The organism is Scardovia wiggsiae (genome assembly GCF_051045985.1).
GTDB lineage: Bacteria > Actinomycetota > Actinomycetes > Actinomycetales > Bifidobacteriaceae > Scardovia > Scardovia wiggsiae.
In genome coordinates, this window is the sequence record NZ_CP157350.1 from 552,301 (window position 1) to 574,370 (window position 22,070).

Consider the following 22,070-nt stretch of genomic DNA (forward strand, 5'->3'; position numbering starts at 1 on the left):
TATTGTAGCGTTACGGCTGCATGAGATGTCTAGTAAATTTGGGAAAATAGACAGAACCGCATAATGCAATCCATATACGAGGAGATAATGCCTATATTTCCACGTGGCTTTTTCAGTCGCCGCAGCAAACGCGAGCATAATGATGTGCCGACCGGCACGCAGGGACCGCAGGAGTTCCATGCATCCGGCCCATCCTCCGATTTCCGGCAGTCGCATAGCGGCGGGTTCGACAGCGTTTGGCAGGGGTACAGTATTTCGCCTTCTGTACAGCGGCATATTATCACTGATTTCCCCTACAGTGATAATTTCCCGTTCCCGCATATCGGATGGGCTGCGCTTGATGACAGCCTTTCGCATGACATTTCCGTGGGGCTTCCCGTCTCTGTGCTTATAGGGTTCTTTCCCGATGACAGCCATATTATCCCGATGGCATTTTGTGACAGCAGAGGGAATATATATGCGACAGATGAACAGTATCCGAGCATCAGCACCTCCAATGAACCTCTGCTGAGCTTTATGAAGGAAGCGGAGGGGCATTTTGCTGCCGGCCGTATCGAGGGGGCCGGATTTTTAGGCGGCGGGGAGGCGGACAGCAGTACCGTTTACGGTTCCCATGGCGCTGTAGTCCTTCGGGTGCCCGGTTCTGCACGCAGCCAATGGGTAGCGAACTGGCTTGAGTCAGATGGGAAATTTACCCTCGAACAGACCCTGTCGGACCTTCCTGCGCGCATGGCTGCACAGCTCAGCTACCAGGATATGGCTGCAGCAGCATTTTTCGGCATCGCATTTTATCCTCTGGTCTGCAATGTGACCCCTATATACGGGCTGGGGGATATTTCATACCATCTGGCCCGGCAGGCCCCGCTAAGTGCTGTCCGCAGTATCAGAAAAGATGCTGAACAGCTTGCATCCGACGGTTTCAAGGTTTCCGGGCTGCAGACCTATTTCATAGATTCCCTTGATGATGCCCATGTATTTGAACCTGTGCCGGGTCTTGAAGCTGTGCATGGCAAAGAGCCGGCCGAACTGGTTTCGAATAAAAACACCCATCTATTTATGATGTCATGGGCTGGGCTGGACCTTGCACCGGCACTTAACGCCATCCGCCTGGAAAGCTCCATCAACCGTGTCCGCATGATCAGCGACATTCTTGAGGCAAATGATGCCATGGGGAACCGCCTTACTGAAGATACCGTTGATGCCCGGCATATCAGCGAACTGGATCTGGCGCTGCTGAGGAACCCTGCATTCGGCGCACTGTCATATCTTCCCGCAGAGGATTATCTCGCGGCTTCTCACGCTGATGGCGGTGGCTATGGTTATACCGGTGGGCAGCAGGATAGGTCAGATGATGAAAATGCCGGGGATAGGCTTACTGAAGCCGGCTCTGCTGCTGATCCTGCTGCATCCGCTGATGATACTTCTGACAGCATGTTTGCCTTTGGATTCACGCCGTCTGATGCACGCCCTCCCGCCTCCCTGCACAGCAGCAGCCTCCCGTGGGACCAGCGTTTTCTGCTGGGGGATACGCAGAACCTTGCGGAAACAGTGGATTCTACGAATGCAGCTTATGAGCTGTACCAGCTTGTGAGGTCGCTTGCCCCGCAGGCCGGAAGCGGCACCCCCGGGACTGATGCTTCCCCCGGCCCCCACACTACCGAATGGCAGTACCGGCAGCTTTTTGCCCGTATTATCAGCCATCTGCGTATCCCCTTCAGGTATGACATCAATTTCCGGTCCAACATTGACAGCGGTGTCGCTGCTGTCGCCTACAGCGCAGTCAGTTCGTTGATGATGCCGCAGCACCGCTATGATCCGTATACCGGTGAACGCATAGGCATCCCCGAAGAGGAACGCGAGCAGCTGAGTACCCAGTACAATTTGCGCCTGGGCATCGTCTTTGCCGCTGCTGCCTTCGCATCTTCGCCTGAGATCAGGGAGGTCTCACTGCGCCTGGATTCCCTTGGCCTTGAAGAAAAGCTGAAGGAACGTACTGTACTTGCGCACAATATTATTGAAAAGATCCTTACCTCGTTTGAATCGCTTTCCCAGCAGCTTCAGAACCTGTCCCAGCGGATAGAGATGCTGTCTGGCGGCAGTGATGATGATGAAACAGAGAAAAAATCAAACCCCAAAGACGGGGATGTCCACGGGCGTGATGTAGGCATGACAGTAGCGGGGCAGCCGCGGGGCGTTGTCAACCCTGCCGGCAGCCGCGGTATGCGCAGCCAGGGCGGGAATGAAGATACGGCCAGGTCGCAGGAAGAGATCAACAGTATTTTTGAGCAGATGGTCCATGATATTGATCTGGACACGGATAGGACGGGCCCCTCAGGCGGTTCAGGCACAGGTCCGGATGCAGGGGATACTCCCGGCCTGTCGGATCCTTCCGATACGGAAGGTACCGGCACGGGTCCGGATACAGGTGCAGGTTTTGAGGCAGATTTCGACGCAAGCCTTCCCTTCCCGTTCCCAGTGCATTCCGTAAGCAGCGCGGGGGTCAATGTGGATTCAAGCGAGGACGGCATAATGCCCTTGACGCCGGTAGCAGCGGTGACTTTCACCAGGGACGAGTTCGTCAGCCTCCTTGAACAGCAGGGGCTTAATGACCCGATGGGATTCTACTGCCATTTTGATGCAGTTATCGATCCGGATGAGAAGGGCAGGCTTAAGGAGATAACTGCGCCTGTCGATATCCATGATGAACGTTTTTCTCCGAGAGGTGCCCATGAAGAGCCGGAGGTGGCTGAAAGGGATTTCAGTCATGATATGGCTGAAGTTATGGGTGCTGCTGATACTGCGGGGCTGTCTATCCAGCGCGCGGATGTTATCCACAGGCTGTCAGATTCCATCAGCAGGATAGCCCGGAACCCGCATATGTCGAGTGCCGATAAAGCCCAAACTGTGATGGGCTATATTGAGGCAACGGGCGATCCTGAGGCCAGGGCACAGGCGTCAGCTGTTACTTCAGCGCTTATTGACGGCAATGATGTGCCGCCGCTGTCTTTGTCATGGGTCAGGGAATTTGAGCAGGCGCGTTTCCATTCCAATGAGCTTATCCAGCAGGGGAGGATCGCACAGTCTGTTGACAACCAGGAGAAGGCGATCGCCGAACTGGATGAACACTTCCATGTTGAAGGTACTGTTCCCCGGTATTTTAATTCATATGCTGACCGTGTTATTTATAATCATTTATTTGCTACTCCTGGTGAGCGGACAGTCCTTATACCGGACGAACTGTTCGATGCCCATTTCAAGATGGCTGATGCCCTGTTCCTTATGGGGCAGCCCCGCAAGGCTGCAGAGCATCTGAATAAGGCAGTTTCCTACGCTCCGTCATATACCATGGCCCATTTGCGTCAGGCGGTAGGGCTCGCCCTCGTAGAAGACTGGGATTCGGCTTTTGCCGCAACAGTGAATGCGGTAACTATTGCCCAGGACAGGGATGATGCCGCGTTCGGGTATTACCGGATGGCATATGCGGCATGGATGCGTGATGAGTTTGATGTAGCTGCAGCCGCATATATCCTTAGTGCCCAGATCGGCCCTGAGCGTATGGAGCCGCTAGGCTCAGAGCTTGAGGAGCTTGTGCGGCGTGCCCGTTCCCAGGACATACAGCTGCCGTCAGGCGAAGAAGAGGCGGCGGCAGTTATGCGCAGCCATGGCCTCCCCCTGTGGCCCGACCCGCAGGTGCTTGAAATTGTGAGCGCTGCGGCTGAGGTATGTGTAGATAACCGTTTATTCATACCTGCACGCACACTGCTCGTTTCTTCAGCGAGGATGAAGGACACGGATGAATTATCGGTCAAATCCCAGCAGATACAGGTATTGAGATCACTGAATGCTTAGCAGGCCCTTAACAGATGCTGTATTGTGCTGTATTGTAGGAGTGATTCGGATCACTCGGTGCAGGCCTTGAAAATCGGACTTTAACGGGAATAGGATAGAGCTATGAATGTGCGATACGGGGCATCCGGTGCAGCCAGGATGCATGCGGACGAAGGGGAACAGCTGTCTTTTGGATTCGTTTCCGACAGTGATGCGGCTCACGTTCCGGCCGGCGCTGCACATACCGGTCTGGCATACGGAAGCCCCGGATCCCCGGAAGATATGGATACCTGTATCGAATCCCTGCAGCGTACGGATGCGGATGCGCAGAAACTGGCAGGGATCAATGTTCCTGGGCTGGATATCAGGCAGGCTTCCCGGCTGTGGGCAAAAGTATCTTCGTGGGTAGAAAGCGACCAGATCGCATACTATATTAATGATTCCCCGGTTTCTTCAGATGCCGCGTATGATGCACGCATGCTCATGCTCCAGAATCTTGAAGCGCAGTTCCCGCAGCTGGATACGCCCCAGTCGCCTACGCACAGGGTCGGCGGGACTTTTTCCAACGATTTCGCATCGGTAAGGCATCCGTCAAGGATGATGAGCCTGGATGATGTGTTTTCGATCAGCGAGCTGAAACAGTGGTATGAGGGTGTCCGCAGGGATCTGGAATGGCCGCAGGGGGAACCGCTTCCTATGACATGCGAGGTCAAGATCGACGGCCTTGCGCTGAACCTCATTTACAGGCACGGAATACTGTACCAGGGACTGACCCGCGGCGACGGCGTTATCGGCGAAGATATCACCATGAATGTACGCACTATATCGTCGATTCCCGGGCAGCTGTCGGGCACAGCTGCACAGATCCCTGAAATGGTGGAGATCCGGGGTGAAGTGTTCATGAAATTCGATGATTTTGCAAGCCTGAACAGCCAGGCTCAGGCTGAAGGGCGTGCTGTTTTCGCCAATCCCCGTAATGCCGCTGCAGGGTCTTTGCGCCAGAAGGATCCCCGGGTCACCGCGTTGCGCAGGCTCAGTTTTTATGCGCATGGCATGGGGACCCTTGAATGGGGGGACGGGGATGCAGGGCATCCGCAGGCCGGCACGCAGTCGCAGGCATACAGCCTTTATAAGATATGGGGTATCCCGGTATCGGGCCATACCCGCGAAGCCGTAAATTTTGACCAGATCCTTGAAATGGTCTCCTATTACGATGAACACCGCTATGATATCGAACATGCCCTTGACGGGATCGTGGTAAAGGTTGATGACCTGGCACTGCAGCGCCGGCTGGGTTCCACTGCGCGGGCACCGCGGTGGGCTATTGCATATAAATACCCTCCTGAAGAAGTCAATACTGAACTACTTGATATTTCAGTGCAGGTGGGGCGTACGGGGCGCGTTACCCCCGTAGCGCATCTGAAACCGGTGCGTGTAGCAGGCTCCACTGTTTCGCGGACGACCCTGCATAATGCTTATGAAGTTGACCATAAAGGTGTCCTGATCGGCGATACTGTAGTTGTACGCAAAGCGGGAGATGTGATACCTGAGCTTGTAGGGCCGGTACTTGCCGCGCGCAAAGGCCGCGAGGGGCAGCTGCGCAGGTTTGTTATGCCACGATACTGCCCAAGCTGCGGAACCGAACTCGCTCCTGAGAAGGAAGGCGATAAAGATATCCGCTGCCCTAATGTGGAATCCTGCCCGGCGCAGCTGTCCAACCGGATACTTCATCTTGCATCACGCCAGGCTTTTGATGTTGAGCATCTGGGGGAGCAGAGCGCGCTTGCCCTCACTAACCCCGAGAATAACCGGCCTGATTCGGTATCAGAATACCTGCCTGATACCAGGGAAATAACGGTGGCCCCCGGCCAGGAACCGCCGTTGTATGAGCCCGACCCCGCGCTACAGCTCCCTGAAATGCAGTCCCCTGCAGTGACAAGTGAAGCTGATTTGTTCTCCCTCAGGGCAGAAGACCTGCGCGATGTACGGATATGGCGGGAAATCCCTATTATCGAAGTGGCACAGGACACTGACCCTGTCACAGGGAAGAAAACAAAAACCCGTAAAAACAAGGGAGGAAGCGGACTATGGTCACAGTTCCCGGCATTCTATAACCTTCCTGCCAAGGGGGATAAGGCTTCTGATGCCCAGCCCTCACGCACAACAGTAGAGATGCTCAGCGAATTTAATAAAGCTAAGGATGCTGAACTGTGGAGGGTCCTTGTAGCACTGTCTATCCGCCATGTTGGCGCCCCAACCGCAAGGCTTATTGCGAAAAGGTTCAGGACGCTGGATGCTGTGGCGGCTGCTTCGGAAGAAGACCTTGTTTCCGTTGATGGGGTCGGTGCCGAGATCGCAGCCTCTGTTGCATCATGGTTCCTCCAGGCACGGGATCCGGAAAGCTGGAGAGGGAAAATACTGCATGCATGGGCTTCTGCCGGTATTGGGAGCCAGGCAGCTGAAGACCCTGGGCTGGAGCAGACGCTTGAAGGCAAAACTGTTGTGGTCACAGGGACTCTTGCTGGTTTTTCCCGCGAATCGGCGAAAGAAGCTATTGAAGCCAGGGGAGGCAGGGCTTCCGGTTCCGTAAGCAAAAAAACTTCATATGTGGTTGTCGGTTCTTCTGCAGGTTCCAAGGCAGCAAAGGCTGAAGAGCTCGGCATACCTATGCTGGATGAAGACCAGTTCAACCAGCTCCTTATGCATGGGGATGTCCCTCATGAATGATTTTCCTATCAGGAGCATCCCCGGGGATGTCGGCAATGGGGATGCCGGCAATACTGACGATATTGTATCGGGGTCAGGCATCCCGGAATGTATTTCTGATGACGAAAAGGAATTCCGCCGGGCTGTCTGCACGGATATTATGGACAGGCTTTCGGCGGTGATCGACCCTGAGCTTGGAAGGAGCATCACAGACCTTAATATGGTCGTGGGGATCGATATCAGGCCCGTTGAAGGCAAGCCAACTTTTGAGGAGCTGTTCCGGTACAGCCCTGGTGCCGGCAGCAAGGGCATGCCTCTTTCCCGGGAACGCCCATATTATGATATTACTGTCCATCTGGAGCTTACTGTGCCGGGCTGCCCGCTGAGCAGCACTATCGTGTCAGGTATTGAAAATGTGGCGGGCAGCTATTCGGCAGCACATGTGAGCATCAGCACACAGGTCGATACCATGAGTGAAGAAAAGCTTAACAGCCTGGTAGCACAGCTTAAAAAAGAACGCAGGGAGAACCCTTTCCATAAAAGCGGTGTAAAAACACGTATTTTTGCCGTGGCATCGGGGAAAGGCGGGGTAGGGAAATCTGCGGTTTCGGCAAACCTCGCCGCAGCTTTCGCAGCAATGGGGTACAGTACGGCAGCCATTGATGCCGATATTTATGGGTTTTCATTGCCGAAACTGTTCGGCATCCACGGGAGCCCCACTAATCTTAACGGCATGCTTATGCCCATGGAAGCATGGGGGGTCAAACTTATATCTATTGGCATGTTCGCCGGCTCCGAAAGGGCGATCCTGTGGCGCGGTCCGAGGCTGCAGAGGTCCCTGGAACAGTTCCTGTCGGATGTGTGGTGGGGGCAGCCTGATGTGCTTGTTATTGATTTGCCGCCTGGGACAGGCGATATGACGATCACTGTGGTACAGGCTCTTCCTAATGCCCATATGCTTGTTGTGACTACGCCTCAGCCGTCAGCGTCCGATATTGCTGTGCGTGCCGGGCTGGTGAGCCTCCAGCTTCCTGTTAAGGTTGCTGGGGTCATTGAGAATATGTCATGGTACGACCATGCAGGCGAAAGGCTGCATATTTTCGGCCAGGGGGGAGGTCAGCGTGTCAGCAGCCAGCTGACCAGGGATGTGGGGTATGATGTCCCTCTGCTGGCACAGCTTCCCCTGGATCAGAGTATCCGTGTAACAGGGGAGGCGGGGCGTCCTGTCGTCCTCAATGAGGATGGTTCCGTGGCTGATACCCGGATCGCGCAGCAGTTCAAACATATTGTTGACCAGCTTATGGGTGCCGGCGGCGATGAGGAAGCAAGGTACCGGACGGCAGAAGGCAGCCGCGGAAAAGATAAGGGGCAGGAAAAATGAAAGATTTTGATACAATAAACGGCCCCCGCCGGACAGGGCATTCTGTTGCGTTCCCATGGCCCCGGTTCTTCCTGCTGATATGTGCGGGCCTTGCCGCCCTGGCCGGGACCTTTGCTGCGCTTTTGCGCTCCAACCTTCCCTCGCCGGTCACACGTCCGCCGCTTGCTGATGCCCACGGGGCATTGATGGTGTTTGGTTTCCTGGGCACCGCAATATGCCTGGAACGGGGTGTCGCCTTCCGCGCGGGTTCCCCGCGCAAGCCCGCATGGGGTTTTCTCGCGCCTCTGAGCGAAGCGCTGGGAATGCTGTCCATGATCCTCATCATGATGAGGGTGGTCCCACTGTCCCTCTGGCAGCTGGTCCCGGGGATTTTCTGGGCTGCCGGGATGTCCCTGCTGAGCGCCGTGTATGCCGTTATCTGGGCCAGGCAGCACTCTGTGTCTGTCCTCATCCAGCTACTTGGATCAGCTGCCGGCGCCTGTTCGGCAGGATTATGGGCGTCCGGCATCAATGCTTCTGCACTTGCCCCATGGTGGATGGTTTTTCTTGTGCTGACTATTGTTGGGGAGCGGCTTGAACTTGCGCATGTTTCTTTTGTCGGCATGTATGTTGAACCCGTTCTTATAGCTTCTTCCGCAGCAGCTGTGCTTTCGTTGCCGCTGCAGCTGATGCTCCCTCCCGCGGGATATGCTGTCCTCGGCCTGGCATTGCTTGCATTACTGGCAACAATGCTGCTTAATGATACGGCAATAAAAACATGGAAGGTGCGCGGGGTTACAGGTTTTATGGGTGTCTGCATGCTCCTGGGGTATGCGTGGGCGCTGTTCGCCAGTATTTTATGGATATTCGGAGTTTACGGCGATAATGGTTATTGGGCAGATATGGGGATACATGCACTGGCTTTGGGATTCACCATATCAATGGTTATTGCCCATGTATGCGTTATCGTCCCCTCTGTTATCCGGCGGGCAATGCCCTACAGCCCCGTCCTGTGGCTGCCGCTGGCCCTTCTGCATCTTGGGCTGGTATTAAGGCTGCTCGGCGCTGCACGAGGAGTATCTGCCCTGTGGCAGACAGGTGATTTTATTGATGTTATTGCAGTCTTTTCGCTTATATTATGCGTCCTGGGGATGAATATTTACGCAGCATCCAGGCGCCGGAGGAATAAGCATCCTGTGGTCCCTGCCAGTCCCGCCAGCTCTGCTGGTTCTGTTGGTTCTACCGGTCCCGCCAGGGCGGTTTCTCCGCGCCGGGAAACTTCAGCTGCGCATCCGTCTGGGCATCCGGAGGAACCGGAACAGCCCCATAAGGAGGATCCCCGACATCTGAAACGTCCGGAGAACTCAGGGGCTCCTGCCGCGCAGACGCCCAGTCACGCAAGGGTCCGCAGGCGCGTAACGCAGACGCATTCAGATATATCTGACTATGCCCGGTCCCGCCGTACCTTTTTCACAGTATCCGAATGGTCTGTACTGTGTACGGCAGCAGTGCTTTTAGTATGCAGTTTAATAATCGGGATGCATCCTGCGCTTGTGGCTAACCAGGGCGGGGTTTCGGGCAGCCCTTCGCTGCCGCAGGGGCTGCATGGACAGGGTCAGAGTCAGCACACCGCAGCAGTTGCACCTACCGGGAAAACCACAACCGTCAAACTCCGCGTAGGGGCTGACGGGATGTCCTTCGCCCCTGCACGGCTGGCGGTGCCTGCGGGCAACAGGCTTGTTATTGAGTTCTCCAATACGGGTGATCAGACGCATGACCTGGTTATAGATAACGGTGCGACGACCGGACGTGTATCTCCCGGGGAGGTTAAAAAGCTGGATGCCGGCGTAATTGCGTACAGTATGGAAGGATGGTGTTCCCTGGCAGGACACAGGCAGATGGGGATGGCCCTCCATATAGCTGCTTTAGATAATAACGGCAATGAGATCGCCGGCCCTTCTTCACAGCAGGGAAGCCATGTCCGGCAGCCTTCAGACAGCAGTAGCAGCAGCAACGCCCAGTCTTCCACTCCCGTACCTTCATCTGCAGCTCTGCGCAGGCAGGCGGAAAAGAGCGAGCCGTACGATCCCCGTATGCCTGATTATACGGATCCGCAGTCAACACAGAGCAGCGGAAGCATTAATGGCATGCAGGGCGTAGTACGCAGGGTAACAATGACTGTCACTGAGGCAAAAATCACTGTTGCTGAAGGGTTTACGCAAACAGTAATGCGCTACAACGGCACTATCCCCGGACCTGTGCTCCGCGGGAAGGTAGGGGATGTTTTTGAAGTGACCCTGGTCAATAAAGGGTCTATGGATCATTCCCTTGATTTCCATGCAGGCGATGATGCTGCTCCGGATAAGGCGATGCGTTCCGTAAAACCGGGAAAATCCTTGGTCTACACATTCCGGGCATCGCGTGCAGGAATATGGATGTACCACTGTTCAACTGCCCCGATGACTGTACATATTGCGGGCGGTATGTACGGGGCAGTGGTCATTGAACCGCAGGCAGGCCTTCCTCGGGTGGATAAGGAGTACGTCCTTGTCGGCGGGGAAATGTACCTTGGCGGCAATGGGAAAGGTGCCGACACCCAAAAAATAGCGCGGATGGTACCCGATATAGCGGTATTCAACGGCCGCGCATTCCAGTATGACGCACATCCCCTTACTGCGCAGGCCGGCAAACGTATACGTATCTGGGTGATGAATGACGGGATCAGCTGTTCCATGCCATTCCACGTGATAGGCGCGCAGTTCTCAAGCGTATGGACCGAAGGCAGATACACGGTGAAGGATAATTCTTCAGGATCCGGTGCGATGGAACATAATACCGGGGCTCAGGTACTTCCCCTCATGCCTGCGCAGGGCGGATTTGTGGAGATCGATTTCCAGACGCCGGGAAGGTACCCCTTTGTCAACCATTCCATGAGCCTTGCTGAAAAGGGGCAGCACGGGTATATTGATGTAAGTAAATAATAATACGCATTATTTTCTGAAGGAAAGGGTACTCTTAAAACTATTAAGGAACATATAGGGAAAAGGTATAGTATGTCTGATTCCGGTAATCTCCAGTATAATGATAAGCCTGAGAATAGTGATAATAATGACGGTAAGGGTTTGACACAGCGTGTCGGTGATGCCGAATACCCCATTACTTTTTCTGGCGTGGATGACGGCTATCCTAGTCTCTCTTTGCTTCCTACCGGCGCTATGCTGTTTACTGAGGCTAAGCATACGAATAATGAGGGGGAACCTGTCCAGTCCACTAAAACGATGCCTGATGCCAAGGAGGGGAGGTCGTCGTATTCGTGGCGGCGTGTGTGGGTATGGACTGTTGTGTATGCTGTGGGGTTTTGTGTTTCTACGTTTTTGGAGGCATGGTATATCCGGCAGAGTATGGACAGCCGCAGCCGCGGCCAGTCATGGCTGTTTAATTTTATTTATATTTTGCCTGATTCCTTGGTCCCGCAGTCAGTAAAAAACTGGTATTGGAACCTGCAAGACAACACTATCGTAGGCGCATTCGATTATATATTTATATCTTTTGGCCTGATGAGTATTGTGCTCATGTCGTTTTGGGTATCTATCAGCAGTTACCGTGCGTGGAAGAAGGATCCTACCGCTGTTATTGTGTCGGGAAAAATACTGTATCCTGTGCTGCGTTTTAGTTCGGCAGTGGTTTTATTTGCTTTTTCTGTCCTTGTGGGCTATGGCTTAGGGTGGAACTGGTGGTATGACTCGTATATTAGGCCGGGTGTGCTGACGGGTCCTATTGCTGATCGATGGGATTATAGCAGGCCAGCTCCGTTGAATCTGGCCCGGTGGCAGGGGCACATTCCTGGACAACCGTGTGTTGGTGTTGCGGGGAGTAAGGAGTGTTCTCCGGATAGGTATACGTGGTATGATACGTGGGATAGCCTGCATAACAGGGTACCGGCCAATATCGTGCCTACCGTGGTAATATGCGTCATCGCTGTGGTATGCCTTTTGGCGATACATATGTATTTGATCCGGAGCAAAGGAAATCCTGACGCCTACTGGAAACCCGCTTTTGTTTCCAGCTCTGTCTTATTTGGTATTCTGGCCGTTGGCTTGCTTGTCCAGGCACTGTTCGCCCATTCTATCGCTGCTAACGGAGTGCTGTTTGATGGCTTTGTACTTCTTATGATTGCTGCTTTGGGTATTATCGGTTTCCGGATGCAGCTGGCGACCTATTGGACATGCGTAAAACGTAGGAAAGCCCATTTCGAATGGCTGGCAGGCTACGAGATAGTAGTGGTAGCAGTTGCGATCATTATCTGTGCCCTCCTTTTAGTATTTGGAGAAAACGTTACACTGGAAGTTTAATCATAAGATAAAAACTTTGCCGTTGGGGCAGCTATTTCCCATTCCCGGTCCGGAATTCGGATCCATGATCCGCAGCTTCTGGAAAAGGAAGAACACGAATACTTCCGGTTCCTCGCATCCCTGCTCTGACTGCCGGCAGCCAGAGCAGGGATCACATTAAATATGGAAATACAGCTCGTATTCCAATGGGGTAGGGGCAAGCCTCTGCATCTCGATCTCAGCATTCTTGAGGTCTATCCATGTCTGGATAAGGTCATCAGTGAACACATCACCTTCGCTGAGGAAGTCATGGTCTTCTTCCAGGGATTTCAGGGCCTCATCAAGAGAAGCGGGGACCTGTTTTACCAGGGCATGATCTTCGGGCGGCAGCTCGTAAAGGTCCTTATCGATAGGATCCGGCGGCTCTATATGGTTGAGGATACCGTCAAGCCCTGCCATCAGCTGTGCTGAGAAGGCAAGGAACGGGTTGCAGCTGGGGTCAGGCGCGCGGAACTCAATACGCTTGGCAGCCGGGGAAGTGCCGGCCAGAGGTATGCGGATAGCTGCCGAACGGTTACGGGCAGAGTATACAAGGTTTACAGGCGCTTCATACCCGGGAACCAGGCGCTTGTAGGAGTTCAGGGAAGGGTTGGTGAATGCCAGTACGGAGGAAGAGTGCTTTATCAGCCCTCCAATATACCAGCGGGCAATATCCGACAGCCCGCCGTACCCGTTTTCGCTGTAAAACAGGGGTTCCCCGTTCTTCCACAGCGACTGGTGGCAGTGCATGCCCGTACCGTTATCGCCTGCAAGGGGTTTAGGCATAAAAGTCGCAGCTTTCCCGGCAAGGTATGCTGTTTCGTGGACAACATACTTATATTTCATAAGGTCATCGCCTGCATGGGTCAGGGTATTGAAGCGGTAGTTGATCTCCTGCTGCCCTGCAGCGCCGACTTCATGGTGTGACCGCTCAAGTATCAGCCCCACTTTCTGAAGGTTGGCAACCATATCATCGCGGAGGTCCTGGCTGTGGTCGATTGGAGGGACAGGGAAATATCCGCGCTTCACCCTGTTCTTGAACCCGACGTTGGGCATACCGTCTTCTTCGTACTCCTCAGCGGAATTCCACGGTGCTTCCACGGAATCTATCTCGTAGAAAGATCGGCGCATGGAATTTTCAAACCGTACTTTGTCAAAAATAAAGAATTCAGCTTCCGGTGCAAAATCAGCTGTATCTGCAATGCCGGTGGAGTTAAGGTAAGCTTCGGCTTTCAGAGCTACCTGGCGGGGGTCGCGTGAATACGGCTCATCCGTTATAGGGTCAACGATAGAAAATGCAACGTTCAGGGTTTTATGGGTGCGGAACGGATCAATATAAGCAGTTTCTACATCCGGGATAAGCTTCATATCGGACTGGTTGATTGCCTGGAACCCCTGCATTGATGAGCCGTCAAACGGCATGCCGTCGGTAAAGGCGTCTTTGAGGAATTCGCTTGCCGGTACTGTAAAATGCTGCTGGACACCTATCAGATCAGTGAAACGTACAGATACGTACTCTACTTCTTCTTTATCGATAAGGGCTTCTACATCTTCTTTTGTACTTATGCCGGCCATATGCCGCTCCTTTCCAGTACCGTATTTATCCTTGCGGATTTGTGATATCTGTGGTTAGATATCTTTCTTTCCAGTGTAGTTCGGGGTACACATAAGTTCTGTAAATTACTTGCCGCGCATTGCCCTGCGGCTTACCTTCTTCATACGGGCAGGATCAACGCCCTTCGGGATAGGCAGCCCATTTTTGCTTTGCAGCGTACGCAGGCGGTCGTTGACATGCTCAAGCTCGTCCATGGTAAATTTGATTTTATGGCGTTTGCGCAAATGCCTCCGCAGTTTGCTCAGCGGGATCTGCCCCTCGCCGTTGCCCACAGAGACCCTGTAGACAGGGATATCAGACCCCTGAGTAACACGCCGTATTTTCTGGGTCTCCCTGTCCATCGCTGCATTTGTGGCATCAAGCGGGCCCTCTGCCACAAGGTAGACACCGTACAGTGAAGTCCCGCGCCAGATCGCATTCTTCGTGCGGGGATCGACCCATACCGGTTCTTTGGTGAACTGGATGACCCGTCCTGTGAAGCGCCCGCTTGACAGGCTGTCCAGCACTGCCCCTGCAGCGCCAGGCTGGCCTTCAAGGCGTTTGTATCCGGCCGCTTCGCTCCGGTTGGTCAGGATGACTGTCATTACAAGGAACCCCAGCAGCAGTGCCGTGATGATGTTGAGGATCCAGCCTATCCACCCGTTCCGCAGGATGAACCCCAGCCCGATAATAAGGGCTGCAGGGATGATGAAGCCTCCGAGCATCCACCATGTGATGGACGGGTCTTCTTTTTTTGTAAAATCATAGATCATCTTCATCTGCTTGAAAATATTGCGGCGCTTGGGCTTCCCGCTGTTTTTGCGGGAAGCTGAAGATGCGGGGGAAGGTTTAGGGTTTGTGTTCCTGCTGTTGCGTGATTTCAGGTCGGCCATACATACCTCTTATATAGTGTCAACTGTAAAACTACCTGATATCAGTGTACTTGACAGATACTACTTAACGCACGTGAAGGGGCTTGCCGTCAGCTTTAAGCAGTGCCTCGCCGAGTGATTCGCTCAGCGTAGGGTGGGGATGGATAAGCCGGGCAGCATCAGCCAGAGGGATATGGTTCCCGATTATCTGTTCAGCCTCAGCAATCAGCTCGCCTGCACGCACTCCGGCTATGTGTATCCCGATCACATAACGGGTATCCCCGCCTTTCCCGGGATGCCGTGCAGTAACAACAGTGATGCTCCCGCCTGACTGTTCCATAAGCACCCGTGAATTGGACAGGAGGGGAAGGACGGTTTCCTCAACATCTGTGAACTGTCCGGACAGCCCCTGTGCCTGCTCGGAAGTATACCCTACGCTTGTTGCCTCGGTTGTCGAGTAGACTACCTGCGGGACAGTTTTTTCATCGACCGGTCGGGGGAGGGTGCTTAATATCCCCTGTTCACAGGCGATGCTTTCAGCAATAACAATACCCTGCGCAAAAGCCTTATGCGCAAGCTGGCGGCCGGCGGTCACATCCCCGGCTGCCCAGATATTGGGGATCGATGTTTTCCCGAACGGATCGGTTTTTATAATTCCATCGCTGCCTATCGCAATATTGAGGCTGTGCAGCCAGGGGCTTTCCGTCGCAGGCCTGCGCCCGATAGCGATAAGCACCTTGTCTGCCTTGAATTCGAGCACTTCGCTGCTGTCCCCGGTACCGCGGGTATAGGAGATAACAGCCTGCGGCTTGCTTTCACGGGTTTCCGCAATATCTGTCACATGCGACGAAGGTATAAATTTTATCCCTGCGCGTTTCAGGCCCCGCATAACGGATGCCCCCATATGGCTATCGCCATGCGACAGGGGACGGCCTTTACGCATAAAAACAGTGACTGAGCTTCCCATCGCATTCCAGAAGCTGGCGAACTCCAGTGCTATAGCCCCGGAGCCGATGATCCCCACAGTTTCCGGGATCTCTGCGAGCTCAAGTGCCCGGTCAGAATCAAGGACCGTATCAGAGAATCCAACGCCTGGGAATGGTACTGTGCATGACCCTAAAGCGAGTATCACATTCCCTGCAGTGACGGATGTTTTCCCGGTGCCGTCAGCAGAGACCCGGACCGTATGCGGGCCATCCTTACCGCTGATTGAAGCATATCCTTTAATAACTGTTATCCCGCGGAAATCGATAAGGGATGCAAGGCCTGAAACCATCGTGCCGGTTATCTTTGCCTTCTGCTCAAACAGTTTCCCGGTATTTGCCGATACGGCGGTCTCATCTACAGAAATACCCCAATACTGTGCTTTTGATATCTCTTCGCGGGCATGGGCTGCGGTGAGCAGCGCCTTGGTGGGGATACACCCCCGGTTCAGGCAGGTACCTCCCAGGGTCGCGTCTTTTTCAATAAGCGCAGTTTTCAGCCCCAGCTCTGCGGCACGCAGTGCAGTTGCGTATCCGCCGGGGCCGGCTCCGATAACAGCAACGTCATAGTCATAACGGCCGGAGCTGCCGTGCTCCTGCCTTTTACGTATATTCCCGTTTGTCTGAGGCATAATCCGGCAATACTACTTATCTTTTATAATATTTTTTTCGCGCCACTGCTTATAACCGCTGTGTTTGGGATGGGCCGGTTTAGGCAGGCGCCAGCGGCGTATATTCATAGCCCGCTGGGCGGCATACATCCCGGAGCGCATTTTGCGGTTAACGCTTTCTTCACCGTAATGCAGGATAAGCTGCTTTTTCAGTCCGCGCCACATAATAATCAGATCAGCCACGGCAACAAAGAAATATGCGTAAATCAGGACCATAAGCACAAGGGCGAGGGCAGGGAACCATCTGATCACGACCAGCGACAGGACGAGGACAACGAGGATGAAGGGCATGAAGTATTCTGCAATATTCCACCGGGAATCTACGTAATTTCGGATATAAATACGGAATGGGAGACGCTCAGCGGCAGGCATATGTGCAATGTCGCCCGTACGCATTGCTTCGTATTCCTTGTCCTGGCGTTCACGGGACCGGAGCCGGGCAGCTTTGCGGCTTGCCTTACGGTCTTTGGGAACCAGAGGGCGCAGCTTTCGGGCCTCTGCCTGGCTGCGTTTAGGGGTAGGCCTGCCTTTTTTGCTGCTGCCGGCAGCATTACCGGCATTATCGGATGAAGCTGCCTGTGATGAGGTGCCGCTGCCTTCATCTGATAGAGCAGTTTCGGAGTCTTTTTTCCTCTTGAATAAGTTCCATTCCATGGTTTTTTACCATACCGGCAAGGATAGACGCTAAACGCTGCAATTATCGCTGCCCTGTGCAATTATAGGAACTGACACGGGTGCTTTACCCTTCTGCCCGGCAGACAGGTCATACGGATACCTGTATGGTATCCCGATCTTCTGCTGCAGGGGGCAAGGCTGAGAAACGGTCTGGCTGCCAGGCCGATACCGATAGAACGTCCACCGGGTAATACCGGCATACGGAAAGTCGCTTGACCCGTGCTTTTCGAGTATTTTACTAAGGAAAGGCACATTATGGACTCGAATATTCCATCAGTACAACCAGTACATTCCCGATCTCCACGCACGGCTCTTCTGCGGTGGCGTGTGGTAGATATCGTCGTCGCCTCGGTTATAGGGGTAGTCAGTGCTTTTATCTATTGGGGAGGGGCATGGGCTTATCAGGCGCTTAAGCCTGCCTTCGCGTTCATCCCGGGGCTGATAGGCCTCGTTAACGGACTGTTCCTTTTCGCTGGGCCGCTTGCAGCGATCATAATAAGGAAACCGGGGGCTGCTGTTTATGCTGAGATGGTGGCAGCCCTGCTTGAATCCCTTCTCGGCAACGCCTGGGGAGGTGCTGAAACGGTTATCAGCGGGCTCCTTCAGGGGATCGGTGCAGAACTGGTTTTCCTTTTTTGCCTTTACAGGGTGTGGAACTGGTTCACTGCGGTATTGTCGGGGCTGTTCTCCGCAGCTGCATGCTACATAGGATATGCGGTTCTGGGATACCTGCAGGGGTCATCTGCTGTGAAAAAGGCTGTTGAAGGTGTAAGCACAATAGTTTCCGGGGCAGTTATCGCCGGGATATGTATGTGGCTCCTTTACCTGGCGATCGCGAAAACCGGTGCTTTGGACCGTTTCCCGTCAGGGCAGGCAGTGCGTATGAAGGTACAGGATGGGCAGGATAATGTGTCAGCGGCTGAAGCTGAGTGATATGCTTTCTGCGTTGGAGGACAGCAATGCGGCGGCCGGCAGATACCGCAGCAGCCGCTGTCAGCCCGGGGATTCGGAACCATGGCACAGCCTTGCTCAATAGTATTCACTGATTGGGGGTACCGGCCCGCCCTGCGCTGGCAGTGGGCCGTCCGCCATCTTAGCCTGACCATAGATGCCGGGGAGCGTGTGCTCCTTATGGGGGCTTCCTGCATAGGGAAATCGACTATCCTGCAGGCTGCGGCAGGGCTTTTAGGTACATCGCGCGGGGCTTGGGCAGACGATGCAGATGATAAGGGGCTTCCGTCTCAGCGCGCAGTATCCCTGGATGCACGGCCGGATGAAGATGGCGGCATAGGGGAGGGCAGCATCTTTATTGACGGGAAGCCCCCCACGGAATCAATAGGGCGCTGCGGCCTGGTGCTGCAGGATCCGGAGGCGCAGACGGTTTTTGAGCGGACGGCGGATAATGTGGCGTTCGGCCCTGAGAACATGGGTGTCGAACGCAGCAGGATAACGCAGCGTGTCCATACGGCTATGGAGGAAACGGGTCTCGGCAGTGTGCAATGGCACAGGCAGGCAGCGCATTTAAGCGGAGGGCAGGCTCAGAGGCTTGCGCTTGCAGGGGTCCTGTCCATGCGGCCCGATGCCCTGCTTCTTGATGAACCGGCATCAATGATCGATCCTGCCGGAGTGCGGAGCCTGGTGCATGCTATCCGTACTGTTTTAGACGCTGAAAACCCTACTATGCTCCTTGTGGAGCACAAAGCTGATGAATGGCTGGATATTATTACCCGGGTAGTTGTCCTCGGCAGCGATGGCGGTTCAACGGCTATTGCTGCGGACGGCGCCCCGGATGATGTTTTTGGCGGACATCTTCAGGAACTGGATGATCTGGGGGTGTGGGTCCCGCAGCGGTACAGGAAGAAGCCGTACCTTAATGCCAAAGATGCCAAAGATATAGGTATCCATACCGCTGCCGGCAGCACAGCCATGGGCAGCCCTGCTGCGCCTGATGCTTCAGCGGACCGGCCCGTTCTGAGTGCCGATATTGCCCTTACTGCCGAAGACCTTGCGATCGGGTACAACAGCATCCCCATTGCTGAGCATATCAGCTGCGCGTTCCGGTCCGGCGAGATCACTGCGCTGACCGGTGACAATGGCTCCGGAAAATCGACGCTGGCCCTCACTCTGGCGGGGCTGCTTGAACCGGTATCCGGTACGGTAACAGCAGGCAGGCGTGTCCAGGGGGATTTAGGGTCCTCGGATCCCGCAGGCTGGGGATCGCCTGACCTTGCCCAAAGGATCCAGTATGTGTTCCAGAACCCTGAACATCAGTTTGCAGCGGGGACAGTGCTGGGAGAAGTCCTGCTGTCGATTGGCAGCGAGCCTCAGGGAAGCGCGGCAGCGAAAGCGCACAGCCTTTTGGAGCGGTATGGGCTGGACGGCCTGTCTGCAGCTAATCCGTATACCCTGTCCGGAGGGCAGAAGCGGAGGCTTACTGTTGCAGCGGCGCTTGCAGCCGAACCCGAAGTCCTGATCCTGGATGAGCCTACATTCGGGCAGGACCGTAAGACGTGGGAATATATGGTCGATATGATCTCAGGCCTCAGGGACCAGGGGAAGTGCATTGTCGTTGTCACCCATGACGAAGAGTTCATTGAACGTATCGGTGCGCGTGTGATCCGACTGCAGCCTGTTGGCCTGGGCGCAGACAGCCCGGGGGCGGATCCGCCAGGTATGGGGTGCCCGGATGCAGGCCATGCGCCTCATACCGCCTGCGCAGATCCAGGGATACCGCAGACTATCGGCGTTACCCCTCAGCGGCAGCGCTGTGAAGAGGAGAAACGGTCCAGCCCTTCAAAAATTATTGCATCCATCAATCCTGCTGTCCGTCTCCTGGGGGCACTGGTATTGTGCCTGCTGATGGTCATAAGCCTTGATATTGTTTCTTCTTCAGCGGCATGCTTCCTTGTTTTTGTATCCCTCACCGCGGCGAAGTATGGGATACGGGAGATAATCCGGCGGACATGGATCATTTTTCTTGGGTCTGCAGCATCGGCAGTATCCGTGCTCCTGTATGGGCAGGTGTCCGGGCAGGTCTATGCACACTGGGGGATCATAACGGTTTCACAGGGGTCGGTTATGCTTGCGCTGGCAACCGCGCTGCGCATTATTGCTATAGGCGTCCCTGCAATTGCCCTGATATCGGGTATTGATCCCACCGGCCTGGCTGACGCTTTCTCACAACAGTTCCATTTGCCTGACCGCTTCGTCTACGGCGGGCTGGCAGGGATGCGTCTGTTCTCAGTTATTTCAGACGACTGGGCTGCCCTGTCCTTATCGCGCAGGTCACGCGGGATCGGCGGGAAATCTAGAACAGCAGATTTCTTATCCCAGAGTTTTGCCCTCCTGGTCCTTTCCATACGGCGGTCAACATCCCTGTCAACTGCAATGCAGGCGCGCGGATTCGGCGGATATCGCAAAAGGTCCCATTGGAGGCTGAGCACTGTGCATAAACGGGATTATGTGTATGTTGCGCTATGTATTGCGATACCTGTACTTGCACTGCTTGCAGCATGGTTTGCAGGTACATTCACCTTTATGGGGCATGTTAATGCCTGAAGGCATATTAGAAGGGATATACGGGCGTGTTTTTTGAAAGGGGAAGGGAAAAGAAAAGAAGGAAGGGGAAGGCTAAAGGATCAAATGGGCAGCGGTAAGCAGGATCGCAAGGAAAATGACATTGGTAACAGTATAGACGCCGAGGTATTTCCCCTTCTGGTCCGGATACTTCCCAGTAACTGCCTTGAACGAAACAAGGGATGCCATTGAAGCGATAAGTGTCCCCATACCGCCGAGGTTCGTCCCGACAATAAGCTCTTTCCATGCCGAAGAGAAGTTGGAGAGCAGGAGTGTTGAAGGGACGTTGCTGATAAGCTGGCTTGCACCTACGGATACATCAAGGGGATCGATCTGCACAAGATGCGCAGCCAGTGTGTAGAATTCCGGTACCCGCTTCATATTCCCGATGAAGATAAAGAACGCGATGAAGGTGAGGGGAAGCCCCCAGTCCACGTGGAAGAAGGCTCGGCGGTCGCAGAACATGAAAGCTGCAAAGCAGATCACTACCATAGCCCACATGGGTATAAGGCCGGCCACTTCTAAGGTACACACAACAAACAGGGCGATATAGACGCCTAGCCGCCATCCTCCGTAGCCGGCACCGTATCCGATGATGCGGATCTCATCAGGGGCTTCCGTATCGGGATGCGGGGCAAGGATATTACGTTCAATAGTGTCTGCATCCAGCCCCTCAAAACCAGGTATAGGCTTGCTGCTGAAAAAGATGAATGTTGCAATAACAAGCAGTACCGCTGCTATGCCTGAATATGGCGCCATGATGAGGATAAAATCGCCCATCGGCATATTGGTTTTTGCCTTCAGATAAAGGTTATGCGCGTTGCCGATAGGGGTAAGCATGCTTCCAAGGTTCGCCCCAAGCGTCATAAGGGTCACTGCAAGGACTGTCTTATCCTCCATCCCGGCCATAATCATAACCGCGATGGCAAAGGGCACGAAAGTCACCAGAGCTACATCATTAGTGATGAACATGCTGGAGAAAAAAGTGAGGCTGATAAAAATCAGTACCAGCAGCCGCGGTGTGCGGGCGTGGCTCAGCATTTTTGCACCTATGATGCGGAAAACACCGATCCTCTGGAGCCCCGCCACTACGAGCATCAGGCATACGAGCTGGGCAATGGTATGTGTGTGTATATATCCAAGATACTGGCTGTCCGGATGGACAATAAAACAAGATATGATCGCAAGGATAGCGGCGATAACGAGTATAGTTTCCCGCTTAAGCGTCTGCCTGATCCAGCGTCTCACCGCATCCTCCATGGAAAGTGCAACTAAAACGTGGCCCCAATCAGATTCGAACTGACGACCTTGAAATTAGAAGTTTCCTGCTCTATCCAGCTGAGCTACGGGGCCGCAGTACCATGAGCGGGCAACGGTGTGATGCGCACTCAGACACTACCTATATCTTATCAAAATCGTGCAACATCGGGTGTCG

The 22,070-nt window shown here is 54.2% G+C and carries 12 protein-coding genes and 1 tRNA gene; 7 read left to right on the forward strand and 6 right to left on the reverse strand.

Features of this window, described 5'->3' with window-relative positions; genetic code table 11:
• Positions 1 to 87 precede the first annotated feature (87 nt).
• From ABKA16_RS02370 to ABKA16_RS02390, 5 genes are all read left to right on the forward strand, one after another.
• Positions 88 to 3,849 (forward strand): tetratricopeptide repeat protein, encoded by a 3,762-nt coding sequence (locus ABKA16_RS02370; protein ID WP_380999191.1) that lies wholly within the window; start codon positions 88 to 90, stop codon positions 3,847 to 3,849.
• 102 nt (positions 3,850 to 3,951) lie between these two features.
• A complete protein-coding gene (gene ligA, locus ABKA16_RS02375) occupies positions 3,952 to 6,555 on the forward strand; it encodes an NAD-dependent DNA ligase LigA (RefSeq protein WP_380999188.1) in 2,604 nt (867 codons plus the stop codon).
• Between the two features lie 139 nt (positions 6,556 to 6,694).
• Positions 6,695 to 7,915: a P-loop NTPase gene (locus ABKA16_RS02380; protein ID WP_381000129.1), complete on the forward strand. Its 1,221-nt coding sequence runs from the start codon at positions 6,695 to 6,697 to the stop codon at positions 7,913 to 7,915.
• Positions 7,912 to 10,875: a multicopper oxidase domain-containing protein gene (locus tag ABKA16_RS02385; protein ID WP_380999186.1), complete on the forward strand. Its 2,964-nt coding sequence runs from the start codon at positions 7,912 to 7,914 to the stop codon at positions 10,873 to 10,875. The genes ABKA16_RS02380 and ABKA16_RS02385 overlap by 4 nt, the downstream gene beginning before the upstream one ends.
• A gap of 72 nt (positions 10,876 to 10,947) precedes the next feature.
• The gene (locus tag ABKA16_RS02390) at positions 10,948 to 12,246 is read left to right on the forward strand and encodes a hypothetical protein (protein ID WP_380999183.1); all 1,299 of its coding nucleotides are present in this window, start codon (positions 10,948 to 10,950) and stop codon (positions 12,244 to 12,246) included.
• A 156-nt stretch (positions 12,247 to 12,402) separates the two neighbouring features.
• On the opposite strand, the gene glnA is transcribed toward ABKA16_RS02390, so the two are convergent.
• The 4 genes from glnA to ABKA16_RS02410 all read right to left on the reverse strand — a co-directional run bounded on the left by glnA (position 12,403) and on the right by ABKA16_RS02410 (position 17,038).
• Positions 12,403 to 13,839 (reverse strand): type I glutamate--ammonia ligase, encoded by a 1,437-nt coding sequence (glnA, locus tag ABKA16_RS02395; protein ID WP_380999180.1) that lies wholly within the window; start codon positions 13,837 to 13,839, stop codon positions 12,403 to 12,405.
• Between the two features lie 105 nt (positions 13,840 to 13,944).
• On the reverse strand, positions 13,945 to 14,751 hold the full coding sequence (locus ABKA16_RS02400; RefSeq protein ID WP_380999177.1) for a DUF4191 domain-containing protein: 807 nt from the start codon (positions 14,749 to 14,751) through the stop codon (positions 13,945 to 13,947).
• 64 nt (positions 14,752 to 14,815) lie between these two features.
• Complete coding sequence (locus ABKA16_RS02405) at positions 14,816 to 16,345, reverse strand: dihydrolipoyl dehydrogenase family protein (RefSeq protein WP_380999174.1); 1,530 nt, start codon at positions 16,343 to 16,345, stop codon at positions 14,816 to 14,818.
• A 12-nt stretch (positions 16,346 to 16,357) separates the two neighbouring features.
• Positions 16,358 to 17,038 (reverse strand): DUF3043 domain-containing protein, encoded by a 681-nt coding sequence (locus ABKA16_RS02410; RefSeq protein WP_380999171.1) that lies wholly within the window; start codon positions 17,036 to 17,038, stop codon positions 16,358 to 16,360.
• Positions 17,039 to 17,314: 276 nt separating this feature from the next.
• Between ABKA16_RS02410 and ABKA16_RS02415 the strand changes: the two genes are divergently transcribed.
• Both ABKA16_RS02415 and ABKA16_RS02420 read left to right on the forward strand, forming a co-directional pair.
• The gene (locus ABKA16_RS02415) at positions 17,315 to 17,992 is read left to right on the forward strand and encodes an ECF transporter S component (protein WP_380999169.1); all 678 of its coding nucleotides are present in this window, start codon (positions 17,315 to 17,317) and stop codon (positions 17,990 to 17,992) included.
• Between the two features lie 81 nt (positions 17,993 to 18,073).
• Positions 18,074 to 20,617, forward strand: a complete 2,544-nt coding sequence (locus ABKA16_RS02420; protein ID WP_380999166.1) for an ATP-binding cassette domain-containing protein — start codon at positions 18,074 to 18,076, stop codon at positions 20,615 to 20,617.
• Between the two features lie 72 nt (positions 20,618 to 20,689).
• On the opposite strand, the gene ABKA16_RS02425 is transcribed toward ABKA16_RS02420, so the two are convergent.
• Both ABKA16_RS02425 and ABKA16_RS02430 read right to left on the reverse strand, forming a co-directional pair.
• Positions 20,690 to 21,883, reverse strand: coding sequence for an SLC13 family permease (locus ABKA16_RS02425; protein WP_380999163.1), 1,194 nt, complete (start codon positions 21,881 to 21,883; stop codon positions 20,690 to 20,692).
• A 31-nt stretch (positions 21,884 to 21,914) separates the two neighbouring features.
• Positions 21,915 to 21,988, reverse strand: a tRNA-Arg gene (locus ABKA16_RS02430).
• Positions 21,989 to 22,070: the final 82 nt, after the last annotated feature.